The 18,905-nt window shown below is 59.2% G+C and carries 21 protein-coding genes; 15 read left to right on the forward strand and 6 right to left on the reverse strand.

Annotated elements, in window-relative coordinates; genetic code table 11:
* Positions 1-298 precede the first annotated feature (298 nt).
* The 13 genes from GQF02_RS13065 (at position 299) to GQF02_RS13125 (ending at position 12,607) form a co-directional block, all read left to right on the forward strand.
* Positions 299-670, forward strand: coding sequence for an ATP synthase subunit I (locus GQF02_RS13065; protein ID WP_124735911.1), 372 nt, complete (start codon positions 299-301; stop codon positions 668-670).
* Positions 670-1,479, forward strand: a complete 810-nt coding sequence (gene atpB / locus GQF02_RS13070) for a F0F1 ATP synthase subunit A (protein WP_124735912.1) — start codon at positions 670-672, stop codon at positions 1,477-1,479. Before GQF02_RS13065 ends, atpB begins: the two co-directional genes overlap by 1 nt.
* A gap of 65 nt (positions 1,480-1,544) precedes the next feature.
* Positions 1,545-1,832, forward strand: coding sequence for a F0F1 ATP synthase subunit C (atpE, locus tag GQF02_RS13075; RefSeq protein ID WP_124735913.1), 288 nt, complete (start codon positions 1,545-1,547; stop codon positions 1,830-1,832).
* Positions 1,833-1,884: 52 nt separating this feature from the next.
* On the forward strand, positions 1,885-2,355 hold the full coding sequence (locus GQF02_RS13080; protein ID WP_124735914.1) for a F0F1 ATP synthase subunit B: 471 nt from the start codon (positions 1,885-1,887) through the stop codon (positions 2,353-2,355).
* 7 nt (positions 2,356-2,362) lie between these two features.
* Positions 2,363-2,899 carry a F0F1 ATP synthase subunit delta gene (locus GQF02_RS13085; RefSeq protein ID WP_124735915.1) on the forward strand — a complete coding sequence of 179 codons (537 nt, stop codon included), beginning with the start codon at positions 2,363-2,365 and terminating at the stop codon, positions 2,897-2,899.
* 8 nt (positions 2,900-2,907) lie between these two features.
* Positions 2,908-4,452, forward strand: a complete 1,545-nt coding sequence (gene atpA, locus GQF02_RS13090) for a F0F1 ATP synthase subunit alpha (protein ID WP_124735916.1) — start codon at positions 2,908-2,910, stop codon at positions 4,450-4,452.
* A gap of 36 nt (positions 4,453-4,488) precedes the next feature.
* A complete protein-coding gene (atpG, locus tag GQF02_RS13095) occupies positions 4,489-5,355 on the forward strand; it encodes a F0F1 ATP synthase subunit gamma (RefSeq protein WP_124735917.1) in 867 nt (288 codons plus the stop codon).
* Between the two features lie 43 nt (positions 5,356-5,398).
* Positions 5,399-6,793, forward strand: a complete 1,395-nt coding sequence (gene atpD, locus GQF02_RS13100; protein ID WP_124735918.1) for a F0F1 ATP synthase subunit beta — start codon at positions 5,399-5,401, stop codon at positions 6,791-6,793.
* A 15-nt stretch (positions 6,794-6,808) separates the two neighbouring features.
* Positions 6,809-7,231, forward strand: coding sequence for a F0F1 ATP synthase subunit epsilon (locus GQF02_RS13105; protein ID WP_124735919.1), 423 nt, complete (start codon positions 6,809-6,811; stop codon positions 7,229-7,231).
* Positions 7,232-7,314: 83 nt separating this feature from the next.
* A complete protein-coding gene (gene glmU, locus GQF02_RS13110; RefSeq protein ID WP_160797739.1) occupies positions 7,315-8,679 on the forward strand; it encodes a bifunctional UDP-N-acetylglucosamine diphosphorylase/glucosamine-1-phosphate N-acetyltransferase GlmU in 1,365 nt (454 codons plus the stop codon).
* A gap of 145 nt (positions 8,680-8,824) precedes the next feature.
* Positions 8,825-9,610 (forward strand): DeoR/GlpR family DNA-binding transcription regulator, encoded by a 786-nt coding sequence (locus GQF02_RS13115; protein WP_124735921.1) that lies wholly within the window; start codon positions 8,825-8,827, stop codon positions 9,608-9,610.
* Positions 9,611-9,612: 2 nt separating this feature from the next.
* The gene (glmS, locus tag GQF02_RS13120; protein WP_160797741.1) at positions 9,613-11,442 is read left to right on the forward strand and encodes a glutamine--fructose-6-phosphate transaminase (isomerizing); all 1,830 of its coding nucleotides are present in this window, start codon (positions 9,613-9,615) and stop codon (positions 11,440-11,442) included.
* A 133-nt stretch (positions 11,443-11,575) separates the two neighbouring features.
* Complete coding sequence (locus GQF02_RS13125) at positions 11,576-12,607, forward strand: L,D-transpeptidase family protein (RefSeq protein WP_160797743.1); 1,032 nt, start codon at positions 11,576-11,578, stop codon at positions 12,605-12,607.
* Positions 12,608-12,672: 65 nt separating this feature from the next.
* On the opposite strand, the gene GQF02_RS13130 is transcribed toward GQF02_RS13125, so the two are convergent.
* The 6 genes from GQF02_RS13130 to hemF all read right to left on the reverse strand — a co-directional run bounded on the left by GQF02_RS13130 (position 12,673) and on the right by hemF (position 16,186).
* The gene (locus GQF02_RS13130) at positions 12,673-12,921 is read right to left on the reverse strand and encodes an alanine-zipper protein (protein ID WP_124735924.1); all 249 of its coding nucleotides are present in this window, start codon (positions 12,919-12,921) and stop codon (positions 12,673-12,675) included.
* A gap of 171 nt (positions 12,922-13,092) precedes the next feature.
* A complete protein-coding gene (gene copM, locus GQF02_RS13135; protein ID WP_235930192.1) occupies positions 13,093-13,563 on the reverse strand; it encodes a CopM family metallochaperone in 471 nt (156 codons plus the stop codon).
* Between the two features lie 18 nt (positions 13,564-13,581).
* On the reverse strand, positions 13,582-14,013 hold the full coding sequence (locus GQF02_RS13140) for a DUF411 domain-containing protein (RefSeq protein ID WP_328698623.1): 432 nt from the start codon (positions 14,011-14,013) through the stop codon (positions 13,582-13,584).
* A gap of 53 nt (positions 14,014-14,066) precedes the next feature.
* Positions 14,067-14,387, reverse strand: a complete 321-nt coding sequence (locus tag GQF02_RS13145) for a hypothetical protein (RefSeq protein WP_124735926.1) — start codon at positions 14,385-14,387, stop codon at positions 14,067-14,069.
* Between the two features lie 79 nt (positions 14,388-14,466).
* A complete protein-coding gene (locus GQF02_RS13150) occupies positions 14,467-15,249 on the reverse strand; it encodes an MOSC domain-containing protein (protein WP_160797747.1) in 783 nt (260 codons plus the stop codon).
* Positions 15,250-15,277: 28 nt separating this feature from the next.
* Positions 15,278-16,186, reverse strand: coding sequence for an oxygen-dependent coproporphyrinogen oxidase (gene hemF / locus GQF02_RS13155; RefSeq protein WP_124735928.1), 909 nt, complete (start codon positions 16,184-16,186; stop codon positions 15,278-15,280).
* 247 nt (positions 16,187-16,433) lie between these two features.
* On the opposite strand from hemF, the gene GQF02_RS13160 reads away from it, so the two are divergent.
* A complete protein-coding gene (locus tag GQF02_RS13160) occupies positions 16,434-18,500 on the forward strand; it encodes a carbon starvation CstA family protein (protein ID WP_160797749.1) in 2,067 nt (688 codons plus the stop codon).
* Complete coding sequence (locus GQF02_RS13165) at positions 18,493-18,864, forward strand: YbdD/YjiX family protein (RefSeq protein WP_124735930.1); 372 nt, start codon at positions 18,493-18,495, stop codon at positions 18,862-18,864. Before GQF02_RS13160 ends, GQF02_RS13165 begins: the two co-directional genes overlap by 8 nt.
* Positions 18,865-18,905: the final 41 nt, after the last annotated feature.

Here is an 18,905-nt window from a genome sequence, read left to right on the forward strand (position 1 = left end):
ATTGTTCTGTCTGTCGTTTTGTGCTGCCGCACCTGGGGTGCGGCTTTGCTCATTGTGGCGTGATGCCAGTGTTGTCAAAGTAGCATCTGGCGGTGGGTAGCACAGGGCTGTCAGATTTTTCTATGTAATGACTATCGAGTATTAGGCGCTGTCTGAATATGGCTGTATGATCGGCCGCTTGCGGCGCGGGCAGGGCTGGATGGGGTATGCTGCACTGCAGCTATATTAGTCGTAATTTGTTGACGTCATTTTAATGGCGTGACTATAATCGGTCGATTTTTCTAAGACGATGTGCGTCATGGCTAAGCCGGAAATTAAGCGCATCGTGCGCTTGCAGTTTGTATTGACAGCAGTCGCTGTCCTGATTGCAGCGGTACTGGGGCAGGGGAGTATTAGCGGGGCTGTCTCGGCTTTGCTGGGCGGGTTGACGGTAATTCTGCCAGCGCTGCTGTACATCCGCATCGCTTACTCGGTGCCGCGTGCGTCACCTGCAGTATTGATGAAGGCTCACTACAAGGCGGAAGCGGTCAAGTTTGTACTGACCATTCTCATATTTGCAGTGGTTCTTCTGTTTTTCAAGGATATATCGGTAGCAGCGTACTTCGCCGGCTATATGCTGGTCGTGTCCGCCTACTGGTTCGGGCTTCTAATCAAAATTGAGAAAAAGTGATGGCAGGCAACGCAACAGAATATATCAAGCACCACCTGACGTTCTGGAAGTCTTCTCATGAAGGGTTCTGGTCCATTCACGTCGATACCTTCAGCGTCTCGCTGATTCTGGGTTTCCTATTTGTAGGCGTCTTTGCACTGGTTGCCAAGAATGCCAAGCTGGAAAATCCGGGTCGCCTGCAGCTGTTTGTCGAGTCGTTGGTGGAAATGGTCAATACCCAGGTCAAGGAAATTTTCCATGCCGAAAGTAAAGTGGTTGCGCCTCTGGCTCTGACCATTTTCTGCTGGGTGTTCCTGATGAACGCGATGGACATGCTGCCTGTGGATCTGATTCCGCAAATCGCAGCATGGGTCGGTTACACCTTCTTCGGTGCGGATCCACATCATGTGTATTTCCGCGTGGTACCGTCGGCTGACGTGAACTCCACCTTTGCCATGTCGATTTCGGTGATGCTCTGCATTATCGGTTTCTCGATCAAGGCCAAGGGTCTGGGCGGTTGGGGCAAGGAGTTGTTGACCGCACCGTTTCACGCACACAGCCCGATTCTGGTTGTCATCCTCGCTCCGGTGAACTTCGCATTCCAGATGGTCGAACTGGTTGCCAAACCGATTTCGCTGTCGCTGCGTCTGTTCGGTAATATGTACGCCGGCGAACTGATCTTCATCCTGATTGCGCTGCTGCCTTGGGGCGCGCAGTGGATTCTGGGCGCGCCATGGGCGATCTTCCATATTCTGGTGATTACCCTGCAGGCCTTCGTATTCATGATGCTGACCATCGTGTATCTCAGCCTCGCGGTCGAGAAGCACTAAAGAGTTCCTTAGTTTTTTAAACGTTTCACCAACCATCCTTAGTTTTAGTTTCAGGAGATATCTAAATGGAAAAACTTGCACTGATTTCCCAGATCCAGTCGATGACCGTTCTGGCTGCCGCACTGATCATCGGTCTGGGTGCCATCGGCACCGCTCTGGGCTTCGCCATTCTCGGCGGCAAGTTCCTCGAGTCTTCCGCTCGTCAGCCAGAAATGATTCCAGTTCTGCAAACCAAGCTGTTCATTATCGCCGGTCTGCTGGATGCGATCTCCATGATTGGTGTTGGTGTGGCTATGCTCTACACCTTCAACAACCCGTTCCTGGCTGCTGCTCTGGCCGCTGTGGGCGCTTAATCCCTGAACAGGGATAGGTTGTTGCAAGTCATCATTCTGGAGGGAAACAAGCGTGGAATTTAACGCAACACTACTGGGTCAGGCGATCACGTTCGCCATCCTGGTGTGGTTCACCATGAAGTTTGTTTGGCCTCCGCTTACCAACATGATGGATGAGCGCGCCAGGCGCATTGCCGATGGCCTGGCTGCTGCCGAACGTGGCAAGCAGGATCTGGAGGCCGCTGAAAAGCGCGTTGCGGATGAAGTTCGCAAAGCCAAACAGCAGTCGACCGAAATCATGCTGGCCGCCGAAAAACGTGCCAATCAGATCGTGGAAGAGGCAAAAGACGCTGCACGCGTCGAGGGTGCCAAGCTGGTATCCGATGCCAAGGCTGAAATCGAGCAGGAAGTGCTGCGTGCCAAGGAGGTTCTGCGCGAGCAGGTTGCCGTCCTCGCCGTAGCCGGTGCAGAGAAGATCCTGCGCCGCGAGATCGATCAAGCCAAAAACGCCGATCTGTTGGCCTCCATCAAAGCGGAGTTGTAATCAGCTCATGGCAGAACTTACTACCGTAGCAAGGCCATATGCCGAAGCGGTATACAGCCTCGCCGGCGAACAGCAGTCTATGGCCGTCTGGTCAGAGGCTCTTTCCTGGCTGGCTGCCATGGTGAAAACCCCGGGTGTGGCCGAAGTAATCACCCACCCGAAACATACCGCACAAGAGGTTGAGGCACTGCTGCTGGACGTGCTCGCCGAGCGTGGCAATGGTGAAGTGAAAAACTTCATCGGCGCGCTTATCGAAAACGGACGCCTGCTGTTGTTGCCGGAAATCGCCGAACAGTTTGAACTCCTGAAGGCCGAGGCAGAAGGGGTGCTGGATGCAGTGGCAGACAGCGCCTTCCCCATGACCGACGTCCAGAAGTCCGAACTCACCGACACGCTTTCCAGGAAGTACGGCAAGACCGTACGCCTTGACGTGCGTGTGGACCCCGAGCTTATCGGTGGTATCCGGGTGTTGATCGGTGATGACGTCATCGACGCTTCCGTTCGCGGCAAACTGCACGCGATGGCGGCAAGCCTCAAGAATTAGGAGAGATCATGCAGTTGAACCCCTCTGAAATCAGCGACCTGATCAAGGCCAAGATCCAGAACCTGGCTGAAAGCGCCGAAGCACGTACCATGGGTACCGTGATTTCCGTGACTGACGGTATCGTTCGTGTTCATGGCCTGATGGACGTGATGCAGGGCGAAATGCTCGAGTTCCCGGGCAATACATTCGGCCTCGCCATGAACCTGGAGCGCGACTCTGTCGGCGCCGTGATTCTGGGCGAGTACGAGCACATTTCCGAAGGTGACGAAGTCAAGTGCACCGGCCGCATTCTGGAAGTTCCGGTAGGTCCGGAACTGATCGGTCGCGTTGTCGATGCACTGGGCCGTCCTATCGATGGCAAGGGCCCGATCGCCGCCAAGGCGTTCTCCCCTATCGAAAAAATCGCACCGGGCGTGATTGCCCGTCAGTCGGTGTCGCAGCCTATGCAGACCGGCCTGAAGTCGATTGACTCGATGGTGCCTATCGGCCGTGGCCAGCGTGAGCTGATCATTGGTGACCGCCAGACCGGTAAGACCGCGGTGGCGCTGGATGCGATCGTCAACCAGAAAGATACCGGCGTTATCTGTATCTATGTTGCTATCGGCCAGAAAGCCTCGTCGATCGCCAACGTGGTACGCAAGCTGGAAGAGCACGGCGCGATGGGTCACACCATCATCGTCGCAGCGACCGCTTCCGAAGCCGCTGCCCTGCAGTACATCGCACCGTACTCCGGTTGCGCCATGGGTGAGTACTTCCGCGATCGCGGCGAAGATGCGCTGATCGTATACGACGACCTGTCCAAGCAGGCCGTGGCTTACCGTCAGATCTCGCTGCTGCTGCGTCGTCCACCAGGCCGTGAAGCCTATCCTGGTGACGTGTTCTACCTCCACTCCCGTCTGCTGGAGCGCGCATCGCGCATCAACGAAGATGAAGTGACCAAGCTGACCGCAGGCGCCGTAACTGGCAAGACCGGTTCGCTGACTGCTTTGCCGATTATCGAAACCCAGGCTGGCGACGTGTCCGCCTTCGTTCCGACCAACGTGATTTCGATCACCGACGGCCAGATCTTCCTGGAAAGCGACCTGTTCAACTCCGGTATCCGTCCAGCTATTAACGCTGGTATTTCGGTATCGCGTGTGGGTGGTGCAGCGCAGACCAAGGTGATCAAGAAGCTGGGTGGCGGTATTCGTCTGGCGCTGGCTCAGTATCGTGAACTGGCTGCGTTTGCGCAGTTTGCTTCCGACCTCGACGAAGCGACCCGCAAGCAGTTGTCGCATGGCGAGATCGTGACCGAGCTGATGAAGCAGAAACAGTTCTCCACCCTGTCGACCGCCGAAATGGCGCTGACGCTGTGGGCGGTGAACAAGGGTTACTACGAAGACGTTCCAGTCAAGAAGGCATTGGCATTCGAAGCGAGCTTCCTCGCTTACGTTCGCGCCAACCACGCCGAGCTGCTGAAGACCGTCGACGACAAGGGTGACCTGTCTGCCGATAACGAGCAAATTCTGGCTAAGGCGATGGAATCGTTCAAGGCCGGCTACAGCTTTAACTGAGCCTTTCGCTAACGCTGTTCAAAGAAAGGTCTAGTTATGGCAGTCGGCAAAGAGATTCTCACCAAGATCCGCAGCGTGAAAAACACGCAGAAGATCACCCGCGCAATGCAGATGGTGTCGACCTCCAAGATGCGCAAATCGCAGGAACGCATGCGTGCTGCGCGTCCCTACGCCGAAAAGGTGCGTGCAGTGATGGCGCACCTTGCCCAGGCCAATGCTGACCTGGAGCACCCGCTGCTTGCCCGTCGCGACGAAGTCAAGCGTGCCGGCATTATCCTGATCACCTCGGACAAAGGTCTGTGTGGCGGCTTGAACGTCAACACACTCAAGGCCTTTTACGCCAAGGTGAAGGATCTGACCGATGCAAACGTCGAAGTCGACGTTTGCGCCCTGGGTCAGAAAGGCCTCGCGGCCTGCCAGCGTACACGCATGAATGTCGTGTCGAGCGCGGTCCAGCTGGGCGATGTGCCCAAGATGGAAAAACTGATCGGCCCGCTGACGGTGTTGTTCAAGAAATACGCCGCCGGTGAGCTGGATGCGATTTATATCGTGTATCCGGGCTTCGTGAATACGATGAAACAGGAGCCGGTGTTGGAGCAGTTGCTGCCGCTGACACCGCACTTGATGGTGGTTGAGCATTCGCACTCGTGGGATTACCTGTACGAGCCGAATGCGCACGACGTCATGGAGTTCCTGGTGCGTCGCTATATCGAGTCGGTGGTGTATCAGGCTGCAGCCGAATCTTCTGCTTCCGAGCAGGCAGCCCGTATGGTTGCCATGAAGTCGGCCACTGATAACGCCGGTAACGCTATCAAGCAGCTGCAACTTGTGTACAACAAGTCGCGCCAGACGGCGATTACCACGGAACTGTCCGAAATCGTAGCCGGTGCCGCCGCAGTTTAAGCGCACAGCGCCTGTAAAAGTTTATTGAGTTTAGGAACCGATAATGAGCCAAGGCAAAATCGTACAAATCATTGGTGCGGTGATCGACGTGGAGTTTCCACGCGACGCCATGCCAAAGGTTTATGATGCCCTGAAGCTGGTGGATGCCGAGCTGACGCTCGAAGTCCAGCAGCAGCTGGGTGACGGCGTGGTCCGTACCATCGCCATGGGCAGCTCGGACGGTCTGAAGCGCGGCATGGCTGTTGCCAACACCGGGGCGCCGATTTCGGTGCCGGTGGGCAAGGCTACGCTGGGTCGCATCATGGACGTGCTGGGTAACCCGGTGGACGAAGCCGGTGCAGTTGCCACCGACGCGCGTCGCGCCATTCACCAGAGCGCACCGAAGTTCGACGAACTGTCGCCTGCTACCGAACTGTTGGAAACCGGCATCAAGGTGATCGACCTGCTGTGCCCGTTTGCCAAGGGCGGTAAGGTGGGTCTGTTCGGCGGCGCCGGTGTGGGCAAAACCGTGAACATGATGGAGCTCATCAACAACATCGCCAAGGCGCACTCGGGTCTGTCCGTGTTCGCAGGCGTGGGTGAGCGTACCCGTGAAGGTAACGACTTCTACCACGAAATGAAGGACTCCAACGTTCTTGATAAAGTGGCAATGGTCTACGGCCAGATGAACGAACCACCGGGCAACCGTCTGCGCGTTGCGCTGACCGGTCTGACCATGGCCGAGCATTTCCGTGACGAGAAGGACGAAAGCGGCAAGGGCCGTGACGTACTGTTCTTCGTGGACAACATCTACCGCTACACCCTGGCCGGTACCGAAGTTTCGGCACTGCTGGGTCGTATGCCTTCCGCCGTGGGCTACCAGCCTACACTGGCTGAAGAGATGGGCCGTCTGCAGGAGCGCATTACCTCCACCCGCTCCGGTTCGATCACGTCGATTCAGGCCGTTTACGTGCCTGCGGATGACTTGACCGACCCGTCGCCAGCGACCACCTTTGCCCACCTGGATGCAACCGTGGTGTTGTCGCGTGACATCGCTTCGCTGGGTATCTACCCTGCCGTTGACCCGCTGGACTCGACTTCGCGTCAGCTGGACCCAATGGTTGTGGGCGACGAGCACTACACCGTAGCGCGCGGCGTACAGACCACGCTGCAGAAGTACAAGGAACTGCGTGACATTATCGCGATTCTGGGTATGGACGAACTGTCGGAAGAAGACAAGCTCGTCGTGTACCGTGCGCGTAAGATCCAGCGTTTCCTGTCGCAGCCGTTCCATGTAGCTGAAGTATTTACCGGCTCGCCGGGCAAGTATGTACCGCTCAAGGAAACGATCAAGGGTTTCAAGGCCATTCTGTCGGGCGAATACGACCACCTGCCGGAACAAGCGTTCTATATGGTAGGCGGGATCGAAGAAGCCGCAGAAAAAGCCAAGACCCTTTAATAGAGGAGACGGCTCATGGCTACGATGCAGGTGGAAGTGGTCAGCACCGAACAGCTGATTTATTCGGGTGAAGCCGAGTTTCTGGTGGCTCCGGCTGCCGAAGGCGAAATCGGTGTCTATCCGCGTCACGTTCCGCTCTTGACCCGTATCAAGCCGGGCGTATTGCGTCTGACGGTACCGGGTAGCAAGGAAGAAGTGCTGGTGGCCGTGTCGGGTGGCATGATGGAAGTGCAGCCTACACTGGTGACCGTACTGACCGACACCGCGATCCGCGGCGAGGACCTGGACGAAGCGCGTGCAAACGAAGCGAAGCGTGTAGCCGAAGAGGCTATCCGCAAGTCCGGCGACGATATGGACACAGCCAAGGCGCAAGCCGCGCTGGCAGTGGCCATCGCCGAACTCAAGACGCTCGACTACCTGAGGAAGCGCGTCCGCTAAGGATGTGCCGATTTTGGTGTATATTCGAAGGCTGCCACGATAAGTGGCAGCCTTTTTCTTTATCTGCCGAATACAAAATTCATATGAACCTTTTGAGCGTCGCCATTCTCGCTGCCGGCAAGGGCAAGCGCATGTATTCCCGTCTTCCCAAAGTGCTGCACAAGATCGGTGGTGCACCCATGCTGTCGCGCGTGGTCGCGACCGCCCGCACGCTCAAGCCTGCCAAGCTGGTCATTGTTTACGGCCATGGTGGCGAACAGGTGCGCGAGACGCTGCGTGATGCCGATCTGGGCTGGGCTTTGCAGGCCGAGCAACTGGGCACCGGCCATGCGCTGAAAATGGCGCTGTCCGAACTGCCGGCCGATGGTCACACCCTTGTGCTGTATGGCGATGTGCCGCTGACCCGTGCCGATACCCTGAGCGAGCTGGTGGCTTTGGCCGGTGACGAAGTCGCGCTGCTGACCGATACCCTGGCCAACCCGTCCGGCTACGGCCGCATCGTGCGCGGGAGCGACGGCGCGATTGCCGCTATTGTCGAAGACAAGGATTGCAGCGCCGAGCAGCGTGAGATTACCGAGATCAATACCGGCATGCTGGTGCTGCCGAACAGGCATCTGGCACGCTGGCTGGAAGAACTGAAAAACGGCAATGCCCAGGGCGAGTATTACCTGACCGACGTGATCGCACTGGCGGTGCGCGATGGCGTGCGCGTGCACGGCATGAAGGTTGCCGACAGCTGGCAGGCCGCCGGCGTCAATAACAAGGTGCAGCTGGCCGAGCTCGAGCGCATCCTGCAGCTGAATCAGGCGCATGAATTGCTGGTGAACGGGGTCGGCTTGGCCGACCCTGCGCGTATCGATATTCGCGGCACGCTGAGCCATGGTCAGGACGTGCTGATCGACGTCGGCTGCGTATTCGAGGGACAGGTCGAGCTGGGCGAGGGTGTCGAGATCGGCGCCTATTGCGTGCTGAAAAACGTCAGGGTCGCTGCCGGCAGCAAAATCGCACCGTATTCTCATCTGGAAGATGCAGTCGTGGGCGAAGCCTGCCGTATCGGCCCTTATGCGCGCCTGCGCCCGGGCGCCGAACTGGCGGCGCATGTCCATGTCGGCAACTTTGTCGAAATCAAGAAAAGCGTGGTGGGCGAAGGCTCCAAGGTCAATCACCTCAGCTATATCGGCGACACCGATATCGGCAGTCAGGTCAATGTCGGCGCCGGCACCGTCACCTGCAACTACGACGGGGTGAACAAGTTCCGCACCGTCATCGGCGACAATGTCTTTGTCGGCTCCGGTTCCATGCTGGTGGCACCGGTGACGCTGGAAGCGGGCGCGACCATTGCGGCTGGTTCGGTGATCAGTAAAACAGCACCGGCCGGCCAGTTGACGGTGGCGCGTGCCCGCCAGACCAGTATTCCCGGCTGGAAGCGGCCGCAGAAAAAATCCTGATAGATAGTTTTTCCGGCTTCTGCTCACGCCTTGCCCTGCGGCAAGGCGTTTTCTTTTTGCATCTCACCTGCTTGCTGTGCGCCTTTCTTGCCCTGCCCGGCATGCTGCTGCTATAGTCGCAAAACTTTCGAAACGAAATTTAGCCATGACCAAACGAAACACCCAGCAACGGCGGCACGCCATTGTGGCACTGGTGCAGGAACGTGGTGAAATCAGCGTGGACGAGCTGACGCAGTGTTTCTCCACCTCGGAAGTCACCATACGCAAGGATCTGGCTTTGCTGGAGACGGGTGGGCTGTTATTGCGTCGCTATGGTGGAGCTGTATCCTTGCCGGCGGAAATGGTCGGCATCGAGCCGCTAAAAGTTTCGGCACGAAAGCTGGCCATCGCCAGCGCTGCGGCCGGGTGCATACGCGACCATAATCGCATCATCATCGATAGCGGCACCACCACCAGCGCCATGATTCCCCTGCTTGGCAACAAGCGCGGCTTAGTGGTGATGACCAATTCGCTGAATGTGGCCGGTGCGCTATGCGAGCTGGAGAACGAGCCGACGCTATTGATGACTGGCGGCACCTGGGACCCGCATTCGGAGTCCTTCCAGGGGCAGGTGGCTGAGCAGGTGCTGCGCTCTTACGATTTTGACCAATTGTTTATCGGCGCCGACGGCATCGATCTGGAACGCGGCACCACCACCTTCAATGAACTGGTGGGCTTGTCGCGGGTGATGGCCGAGGTCGCGCGCGAAGTGGTGGTGATGGTCGAGTCGGACAAGATAGGCCGGCGTATTCCCAATCTGGAGCTGCCGTGGGCACGCATCCGGACGCTGGTGACCGACGACGCGTTGTCGCCGGCGGCAAGGGACATGATTCAGGCCAAAGGGGTGACGCTGATCTGCGCGCCATGGCCTGCGGATTCTTCAAGGAGATAAATATGTGTGGAATTGTTGGCGCTATTGCCTCGCGTAATGTAGTTCCGGTTTTGGTCGAGGGCCTGAAACGTCTCGAGTATCGTGGTTATGACTCGGCCGGCATTGCCGTATTGGCCGGCGACAAGATCCGCCGTGTGCGCCGTGTCGGCCGGGTGGCCGAGATGGAAAACGCAGCCATGGCCGAAGATCTGACCGGCCAGGTCGGCATCGGCCACACCCGCTGGGCGACCCATGGCGGCGTCACCGAGCCCAATGCCCACCCGCATGTCTCCGGCGAGCTGATCGCCGTCGTGCATAACGGCATTATCGAGAACCATGAAGCCAAACGCGCCGAGTTGAGAGACGCCGGCTATACCTTCAGCTCGCAGACCGATACCGAAGTGATTGCCCATCTGGTACATCACTACTACCAGCAGGAGCGCAACCTGTTTGCTGCGGTCAAGCATGCGGTGCGCGAGCTGACCGGCGCCTACGCCATCGGAGTGATCGCGCTGGACCGTCCGGACGAACTGGTGTGCGCGCGCATGGGCTGCCCGCTCTTGGTCGGCCTGGGCGAGGGTGAAAACTTCATCGCCTCCGATGTGTCCGCCATTTTGTCGGCCACACGCCGGGTGATCTTCCTGGAAGAAGGCGATATCGGCCTGCTGACCCGTGACAGCGTGATGCTGACCGACAAGGATGATCAGCCGGTCGAGCGCGCCATCCATGTATCCGATGTCTCGCTGGCCTCGCTGGAACTGGGTCCGTACAGCCACTTCATGCAGAAAGAAATCCACGAGCAGCCCAAGGCGATTGCCGACACGCTGGAAAACCTGCTGGACAGCGGCTTTGTGCCCGAGCTGTTTGGCGCGCAGGCCGCCGACGTATTGAGCCGTGTGCGCGGAGTGAAGATTCTTGCCTGCGGCACCAGCTATTACGCCGGCCTGACCGCCAAATACTGGATAGAAGCCATGGCCGGCATCCAGTGCGATGTGGAGATCGCCAGCGAATACCGCTACCGGGCGGCCTGGGCCGACCCCGAGCATCTGGTAGTCACCATTTCTCAGTCGGGCGAGACGCTGGACACCATGGAGGCGCTGAAATACGCGCGCGAACTGGGCCACAAGTGGGCGCTGTCCATCTGCAATGTGCGCGAGAGCGCCATTCCGCGCGCCTCCGATCTGGTGTTCTACACCCGCGCCGGTGCCGAAATCGGTGTGGCTTCGACCAAGGCATTCACCACCCAGCTGGTCGCGCTGTTTACCCTCGCTGCGACCCTGGCCAAGCTGCGCGGCAAGCTGGGTGACGCGGACGAGGCGCGCCTGATCGATGAGCTGCGTCATCTGCCGGGCTCGGTGCAACATGCGCTTAATCTCGAGCCGCAGATCAAAGCCTGGGCCGACCGTTTTGCCGCCAAGAATGATGCCCTGTTCCTCGGGCGCGGCCTGCACTACCCGATCGCACTGGAAGGCGCGCTTAAGCTGAAAGAAATCACCTATATCCACGCCGAAGCCTATCCGGCTGGCGAGCTCAAGCATGGCCCGCTGGCGCTGGTGGATGAAAACATGCCGGTGGTGGTGATTGCGCCTAACGACAGCCTGCTCGAGAAGGTCAAGTCGAACATGCAGGAAGTCTCGGCCCGTGGCGGCGAGCTGTTCGTGTTTGCCGATCTGGACAGCCATTTCGAAGACAGCCCGGGCGTGCATGTGATCCGCACCCCGCGCCATTCCGGCGTATTGTCGCCCATCGTGCACACCATCCCGGTGCAGATGCTGTCCTATCATGTGGCCCTGGCGCGTGGTACCGACGTTGATAAACCGCGTAACCTGGCCAAGTCGGTCACTGTTGAGTAAGGCGTCAGCGTCGTGCTGATGGAAACGGGGCACCTGAGGGTGCCCCGTTTTATCTTGTGGCTGGCAGAAATACGGTTTCGTGTGGCAGATGTGCTTCACTGAAGGCATCGCAAATGCGATGGAGGATGATGATATGCACAGTCTGTTCTCTTGCCGCCTGACGGTGCTGGCGCTGGCTTTGGCCTGTGCCGGCGCACAGGCGCAGGTGTTCGATCTGCCGGAAAACGGCGACACCGTGGTGGGTGCGCCGCAAGCGGTTACGGTCGAGGCCGAGGGCAATACCTTGCTGGATCTGGCGCGCCACTACGGCACCGGTTTTATGGAAATGACCGAGGCCAATCCCGCTGTCGATATGTGGACGCCGGAGGCGCATGCGAGGGTGGTCGTGCCCACGCAGTATGTGTTGCCGCCCAAGCCGTGGCAGGGGGTGGTGGTGAATATTCCGCAGCGGCGGCTGTTCTATTTTTTACCGCCGAAAAAGGGTCAGCCGCGTCAGGTGTATACCGTGCCGCTGGGTATTGCGCGTGAAGGCTGGTCGACCCCGTTGGGGGAGACGCGGCTGGTGGCCAAGATTCAGGATCCGGGCTGGACGCCACCTGACAGCATCAAGGCCGAACATTTTGAGCGTGATGGTGAAGTCCTGCCCAACTATGTGCCGCCGGGCGAGGATAACCCGATGGGGATGCTGGCCTTTCAGACCGGCTTCAAGAGCATTTTCATTCACGGCACCAACAAGCCATGGGGCTTGGGCACGCGCGCAAGTCACGGCTGTCTGCATCTGTATCCGGAGAATGCTGCCGAGCTGATGAAACTGTTGCCGCGTGGCGTGCCTATCCGCATCATCAACCAGCCACTGATGGCCGGGGTGCTGGATGGCAAGCCGGTGCTGGTTTCTTACCCCGTGGTTGGAGAGTACGAGCAGGCAGCGCCGGATAGGGAGCAGGCGCAAGCGTTGCTGGATGCCTTGCCGGACAAGGGGGGCCGCGATGTGGACTGGCAGCGGGTCGATGCGGTGCTGGCCAAACCGACCGTCTTGCCTCTGGCGGTCAGCCCCGGAGCCCCCACCTCTGGCGAGATCATCGAGAGCCTGCCGGTGCAAGCCTATACCGAGCCACCTTATGGCGAGGATGCCAACAAAGCCAGAGTGCCCTTACGCAAGCAGTGACGCGCTTGCGTGGGCAGAATAAATAAGAGCCGCAGCGAGCGGCTCTTTTGGTTTGTGGCGCAGCCTTACTTGACCATACCCTTCTGCATCATGCCGTTAAGCTGGGCGGCGGTCTGGTTGGCGGTTTGTTGTGCCTGCTGTGCCATTTGGGCGGCGGCTTGCGAGTTGGCATTGGCCTGATTGGCAGTAGATAGGGCCTGGTCGGCCGTCGATTGTGCCTTGGCCGCCATATTGCGGGCATCGGTGTCGGTCGTGGCACAGGCTGCGAGGGACAGTGTCAGCGCGACAAGGCTGAGGGTGGTTTTTACATTCATCGCACGATCTCCTGAAGGCTGGAGTCAGCCAATGTTGGCCGCAAGCAGATGCAAGCGTTGACCCCATAGAGAATAAGTAACAGCTATATGGCAAAAGGCAAGAATTGCCGGTGGCAGGCGTGAAAAAACCGCCCGGCGTCGGGCGGTTTGATGATGAAGGCTTTAAAATGATTACTTCAGCGGGTGGGTGGCCAGCCACTGGTTCATCAGGGCGATTTCCTTCTCCTGCGCTTCTATGACTTCCTGCGCCAGCTTGCGTACCACCGGGTCTTTGCCGTGCTTGAGTGCGACGCGGGCCATATCGATGGCACCCTGATGGTGGGGGATCATGCCGGCCATAAAGTCGCGGTCGGCATTGCCGCTGTACTGGATAGCCATGCCTTTCATCATCGCATCATGCGCAGTCATATAGTCGCGCGTAGACGGCGTGGCTGCGGCAGGTGCCACTGCCATCATATGGCCGGCGTGTGCATTCGCCATCGGGCAGTTTGCCGGCATGGCGTGATCTGGCATCGCGTGACCTGGCATGGCATGCCCGGCGGCAGCGGCCATAGGGCATACCGGTTTGGCAGCCGGGGTTGGTGCGGCAGCGAAGACCAGCGGGCTCAGGGTGGCGAGGGCGATCAGCAGCATTTTTTTCATGATGGTATTCCTTGAATATTAACGGTTGGCGTAGACGTAGGTCTTGCCCTGACGGTCGAAGGCGACGACCTGATAAGCCTGTTTGCTCGGGCCTTCCATGCCCGGGCTGCCCATGGGCATGCCCGGCACGGCGAGGCCGGCAATCTTGGGCTTGTCTTTCAGGACTTTTTTCACCAGATCTGCCGGGACATGGCCTTCAAACAGATAGCCGCCTATTTCTGCCGTATGGCAGGAGCGCAAGTTGGCCGGCACGCGACGCTCATCCTTGATTTTGGCCATGTTCTGCTCAATACGACTCGTTACTTCCAGGCCGTTTTGCTTCATATGGCCGGCCCAGGCATCACAGCAGCCGCAATAAGGGTCCTTGAGCATGACGCCGGCGGGAGCGGCCAGCGCAGGCAGGGAAAAGACGGCCGCAAGCGCAGCCACAATAAAGTGTTGGTGTTTCACGGAAAGACTCCACGATGGGTTGAATAAGGGCAGCCGCATGGCTGTAGCGTTATTCAGGCCTGTCGTGGCGGGTGTTCGGGCGGGGCGGGTATGCAGGACTCGGGCGCAAGCGCCATCAGTTCATGCCAGGTTTCCCGGGGTGCGAGTAGTGGCGGTGTGGTCAGGATTACCGCCGGTGTGGCCGCATGCAACTGGCAGCACATCATGCTGCTATTGCCGGCCAGCGTGTCCTGCGTGCCCTGATGGCAATCTGTCTGGCTTATTTCGCTGGCGCAGCAGTCATCCTGCCCGCTGGCGGGCATGGCAAAGCTGGCCTGCAGTGGAATCAGCAGGCTGAGCATAAGCAGGACAAGACGAAGCAGGCGCGCAAACATGAGTGTCTCAAGGGGTTTGTGCATGCATGGTAACACTGCGGTTTGAATTGCGTCAGCCGCGTGTGGCTTACGGGCGGCTTTACGCCAGTATTTCCACCGCATCATTCACGTTGATGAGGCCTTGCGTGCGGGCGACCAGATTCAAGCCGAACAGTACTTCGCCATCGATACGGCGGCGCTTGCCCAATAAGCGTAGCGGCTCGCTGTCGCGGCTGCGCTGGCCGCTGTCCGGGTTAAGCGTGGTCAGCACGCAGCGTGCACACGGCTTGGCGACGTCGAAGACGACGGCGCCGATACGCAGCGTTTTCCACTGGTCTTCTGCCCAGGGCGCAAACCCGTCAACCACCAGATTGGGGCGGAAATGGCGCATGCCAACCGGGTTGGCAAGCTCGCTGTTCAGTGCGGCGAGCGAGGCTTGATTAGTCAGTAAATAGGGGTAGCCATCGGCAAACGAGACCGGATGCTCAAGCTGGCTGCGCAAGCGCTTTGATTGCGCCCCCAGCCACAGCAGGCGGCAGGGTTTGCCTAGCAGCGCGCCGAACCATGCATCCAGTGCCGCGTCGCCATGCCAGGCGCTGAACGCGTCCCCCCATACCTCGGCCGCTACCGCTTCGGTGTAGCGGGTTTCGCAGGCGGCGATAGGCGGGCGACCCGGCGCACGGAACAGCATCATGCCCGGCCAGGGCTCGGCACTGACCGTCAGCAGCACGGGGTCTGTGCGTGCGCTGATAAAGCCGCCATCCTCGGTGGCCAGCAACCATTCACGGTCGTGCAAAAAGCCGCTAAAGCCGGCAAACGCGCGCCCGCTCTCTATGCCGCGACAGGATTTGAGCGGGTGTATAAAGATTTGCGTGAGTGGCATGGCTTAAGCTCCGTGGCGGGCTTGCAGGTCAGACCCAATCCCTTGCGGTAAGGAAATGGCTGCTTAGCCGCTCTTCATCCGAACCGGCGGCTGGCGTGTAGCCGTATTCCCAGCGAACCAGCGGTGGCATCGACATCAGGATGGACTCGGTACGCCCGCCGCTTTGCAGGCCAAACAGCGTGCCTCTATCCCACACCAGATTGAACTCCACATAGCGGCCGCGACGGTAGAGCTGGAACTGGCGCTCGCGCTCGCCCCATGGCAGGCTCTTGCGGCGCCCGACAATCGGCAGATAGGCATCCAGATAGCCATTGCCGACAGCCTGCATCAGGGCAAAGCTTTGTGCAAAATCGGGCGTATTCAGATCGTCAAAGAACAGACCGCCGATGCCGCGCGGCTCGCTTCTGTGCTTGAGATAGAAGTAGTCATCGCACCACTTCTTGTATTTAGGATAAGTTTCCGCCCCAAAGGGGGCGCACAGGTCGCGCGCCACGCTGTGCCAGTGCACGCAGTCCTCGTCGAAACCGTAATAGGGGGTGAGGTCAAAGCCGCCGCCAAACCACCATACCGGCTCTTCACCTTCCTTTTCTGCGATGAAAAAGCGCACATTGGCGTGGCTGGTCGGCACATAGGGGTTTTCCGGGTGGATCACCAGCGATACCCCCATGGCCTCGAAGCGCCGTCCGGCCAGTTCGGGGCGGTGGGCGGTAGCCGAGGCAGGCAGGCTGTCACCGGAGACATGCGAGAAATTGACACCGGCCTGTTCGAACACCGCGCCGGCGCCCAGTACCCGGCTGCGGCCGCCGCCACCGGCTGGGCGCTGCCACGCGTCTTCGACAAAGCGTGCACGGCCGTCGGCGGCTTCCAGTGCACTGCAGATGCGGTCTTGCAGGTCCAGCAGGAAGGTTTTGACCTGATCAATGTGGGGGTGGCTCATCAAGCGGTATCCGGGAATTTAATGGGCAGATTGTAACAGCTGCCGGCAGCCATCTTGTAGATGTCATTTTGCATGCTTATGGCAAAACTGCTGCCGGGCTGGCATGGTGTTTTTGCCGGATTTGTTATTCTCTAAATGCATTTAATTTCATATTGATTATTCCTTGTGGGCAGGACACAATTCGGTATACAAAATACAAAAACCAGAAAACGTCTTTTCCTACCCATTCACCGCAAGGGATTGTTTCATGCAAGAAATCAAACAGTGGCTGACTTGGGGCGCGGTGGCGCTGGTGGGCGCCATCGCGTTTGCCATGCTGGCGCTCAGCCGCGGCGAGCACGTCAACGCCGTCTGGCTGGTGCTGGCGGCGGTGTCGTGCTACAGCATTGCCTACCGCTTCTACAGCAAGTTCATTGCCGAAAAGGTGTTCGAGCTTGACGACAAACGGATGACGCCGGCCGAGCGCCATAACGACGGCCTCGACTATGTGCCAACCAACAAATGGGTGCTGTTCGGCCACCACTTCGCGGCGATTGCCGGTGCCGGCCCGCTGGTGGGGCCGATTCTGGCAGCTCAGATGGGCTTTCTGCCCGGTACGATCTGGATCCTGATCGGCGTGATGATCGCAGGGGCGGTGCAGGACTTCCTGGTGCTGTTCATCTCGACGCGCCGTGACGGCCGTTCGCTGGGCGAGATGGCCAAGCAGGAACTGGGTACCGGTGCCGGTGTGATCGTGATGCTGGGCGCGCTGGGTGTGATGGTCATCATCCTGTCGGCACTGGCCTTGGTGGTGGTCAAGGCGCTGGCCGAGAGCCCATGGGGCGTGTTCTCCATTGCCGCAACCATTCCGATCGCGCTGTTTATGGGCGTGTATATGCGTTATCTCCGTCCGGGCCGCATCGGCGAGATCTCGGTGATCGGTTTCGTGCTGATGATGCTGGCCATCGTCTATGGCGAAAACATCGCGCAAAGCCCGACCTGGGGTCCACTGTTCACCCTGACCGGCGTGCAGCTGACCTGGGGTCTGATCGGCTATGGCTTTGTGGCATCGGTGTTGCCGGTATGGCTGCTGCTGGCACCGCGTGACTACCTGTCGACCTTCCTCAAGATCGGCGTGATCGCCGGTCTGGCCGTCGGCATCATCTTTGCCGCGCCCGAACTCAAGATGCCGGCCATCACCCGCTTTATCGACGGTTCCGGTCCGGTATTTTCCGGTGGTGTATTCCCCTTCCTGTTCATCACGATCGCTTGCGGCGCCATTTCCGGCTTCCATGCACTGGTGTCGTCCGGCACGACCCCAAAACTGATCGAGCGTGAAAGCCATATCCGCATGATCGGCTACGGCTCGATGCTGATGGAGAGTTTCGTCGCCATCATGGCGCTGATCTGCGCCAGCGTGCTCGACCCGGGCGTCTACTTCGCGATGAACTCGCCGGCAGCGGTGATCGGCAAGACAGTGCAGGAAGCCTCGGTGGTGATCAATGGCTGGGGCTTTATGGTCACGCCGGAAATCCTGTCCCAGATCGCCAAGGATGTGGGCGAGCACTCCATCCTGTCGCGTGCCGGTGGTGCGCCGACCTTCGCCGTGGGCATGGCGCACATCATCAGCGAGATCTTCAACAGCCGCGCGATGATGGGCTTCTGGTACCACTTTGCCATCCTGTTCGAGGCGCTGTTCATCCTGACCGCGGTGGATGCCGGTACCCGCGCCTGCCGCTTTATGGTGCAGGACACTGTCGGCGTGCTGATTCCTAGCGTAGCCAAGAGCAACTCCTGGGCCGGCAACTTGCTGGGCACGGCGGTGGCCGTGTCGGGCTGGGGCTTCTTCGTCTATCAGGGGGTGACCGATCCGCTGGGCGGCATCAACACGCTGTGGCCGCTGTTCGGTATCGGCAACCAGATGCTGGCATCGATGGCGCTGATTCTGGGTACCGTGGTCTTGTTCAAGATGAAGAAGCAGCGTTACGCGTGGGTCACCATCGTGCCGACCATCTGGCTGTACATCACGTCGATGACTGCCGGCTGGCAGAAGATTTTCCACGATAATCCGAAGATCGGTTTCCTGGCCCAGTCCGAGCGCTTCCAGAACGCGATTGCCGAAGGCACGCTGCTGGCACCGGCCAAGAGCATCGCCGATATGGAACGCATCGTGTTCAACAACCAGATCAACGCCGGGCTGTGCGCATTCTTCATGCTGGTGGCGATGGTGATGCTGGTGGCGGCGGTGGTGAATATCCGCAAGGCGCTGGCGGCCGACAAGCCGACGGTACATGAAGCCGAACTCAAGCTACGCACGGATACTGGCCATGCTTGACCTGAGCTTTTTGCTGCCAAGTGCGGCCAAGGGCGAGCCGCGTAGCGCAGATGATGCGGATCTGGCTTACCAGCGCTATCTGGACGAGCAGCGGCTGCGCTCGCCAGATGGTGTGGTGATGAGCCGTGACGATTTCGAGCGCTACAGCCTGGGGTCAGGCTGGCTGTCCGGGGTCAGGGATGCGGCGAAGAAGGTGGTGCAGACCTGTCGCCTGATGGTGGGGGTGCATGACTACGAGTACTACCTCGAGCATATGCGCAGCCGCCACCCCGATGCGCCGCCATTGAGTCGCGAGGACTTTTATCGCTACTGTCTGGATGCGCGCTTTCCCGGCGCGGGCAACGTCAACAAGTGCCCGTGCTGAAGGTAGACGGCAGCAATGACAACAGCCCCGGTATTCCCGGG

Source organism: Craterilacuibacter sinensis, from assembly GCF_009831765.1.
Lineage (GTDB): Bacteria > Pseudomonadota > Gammaproteobacteria > Burkholderiales > Chromobacteriaceae > Craterilacuibacter > Craterilacuibacter sinensis.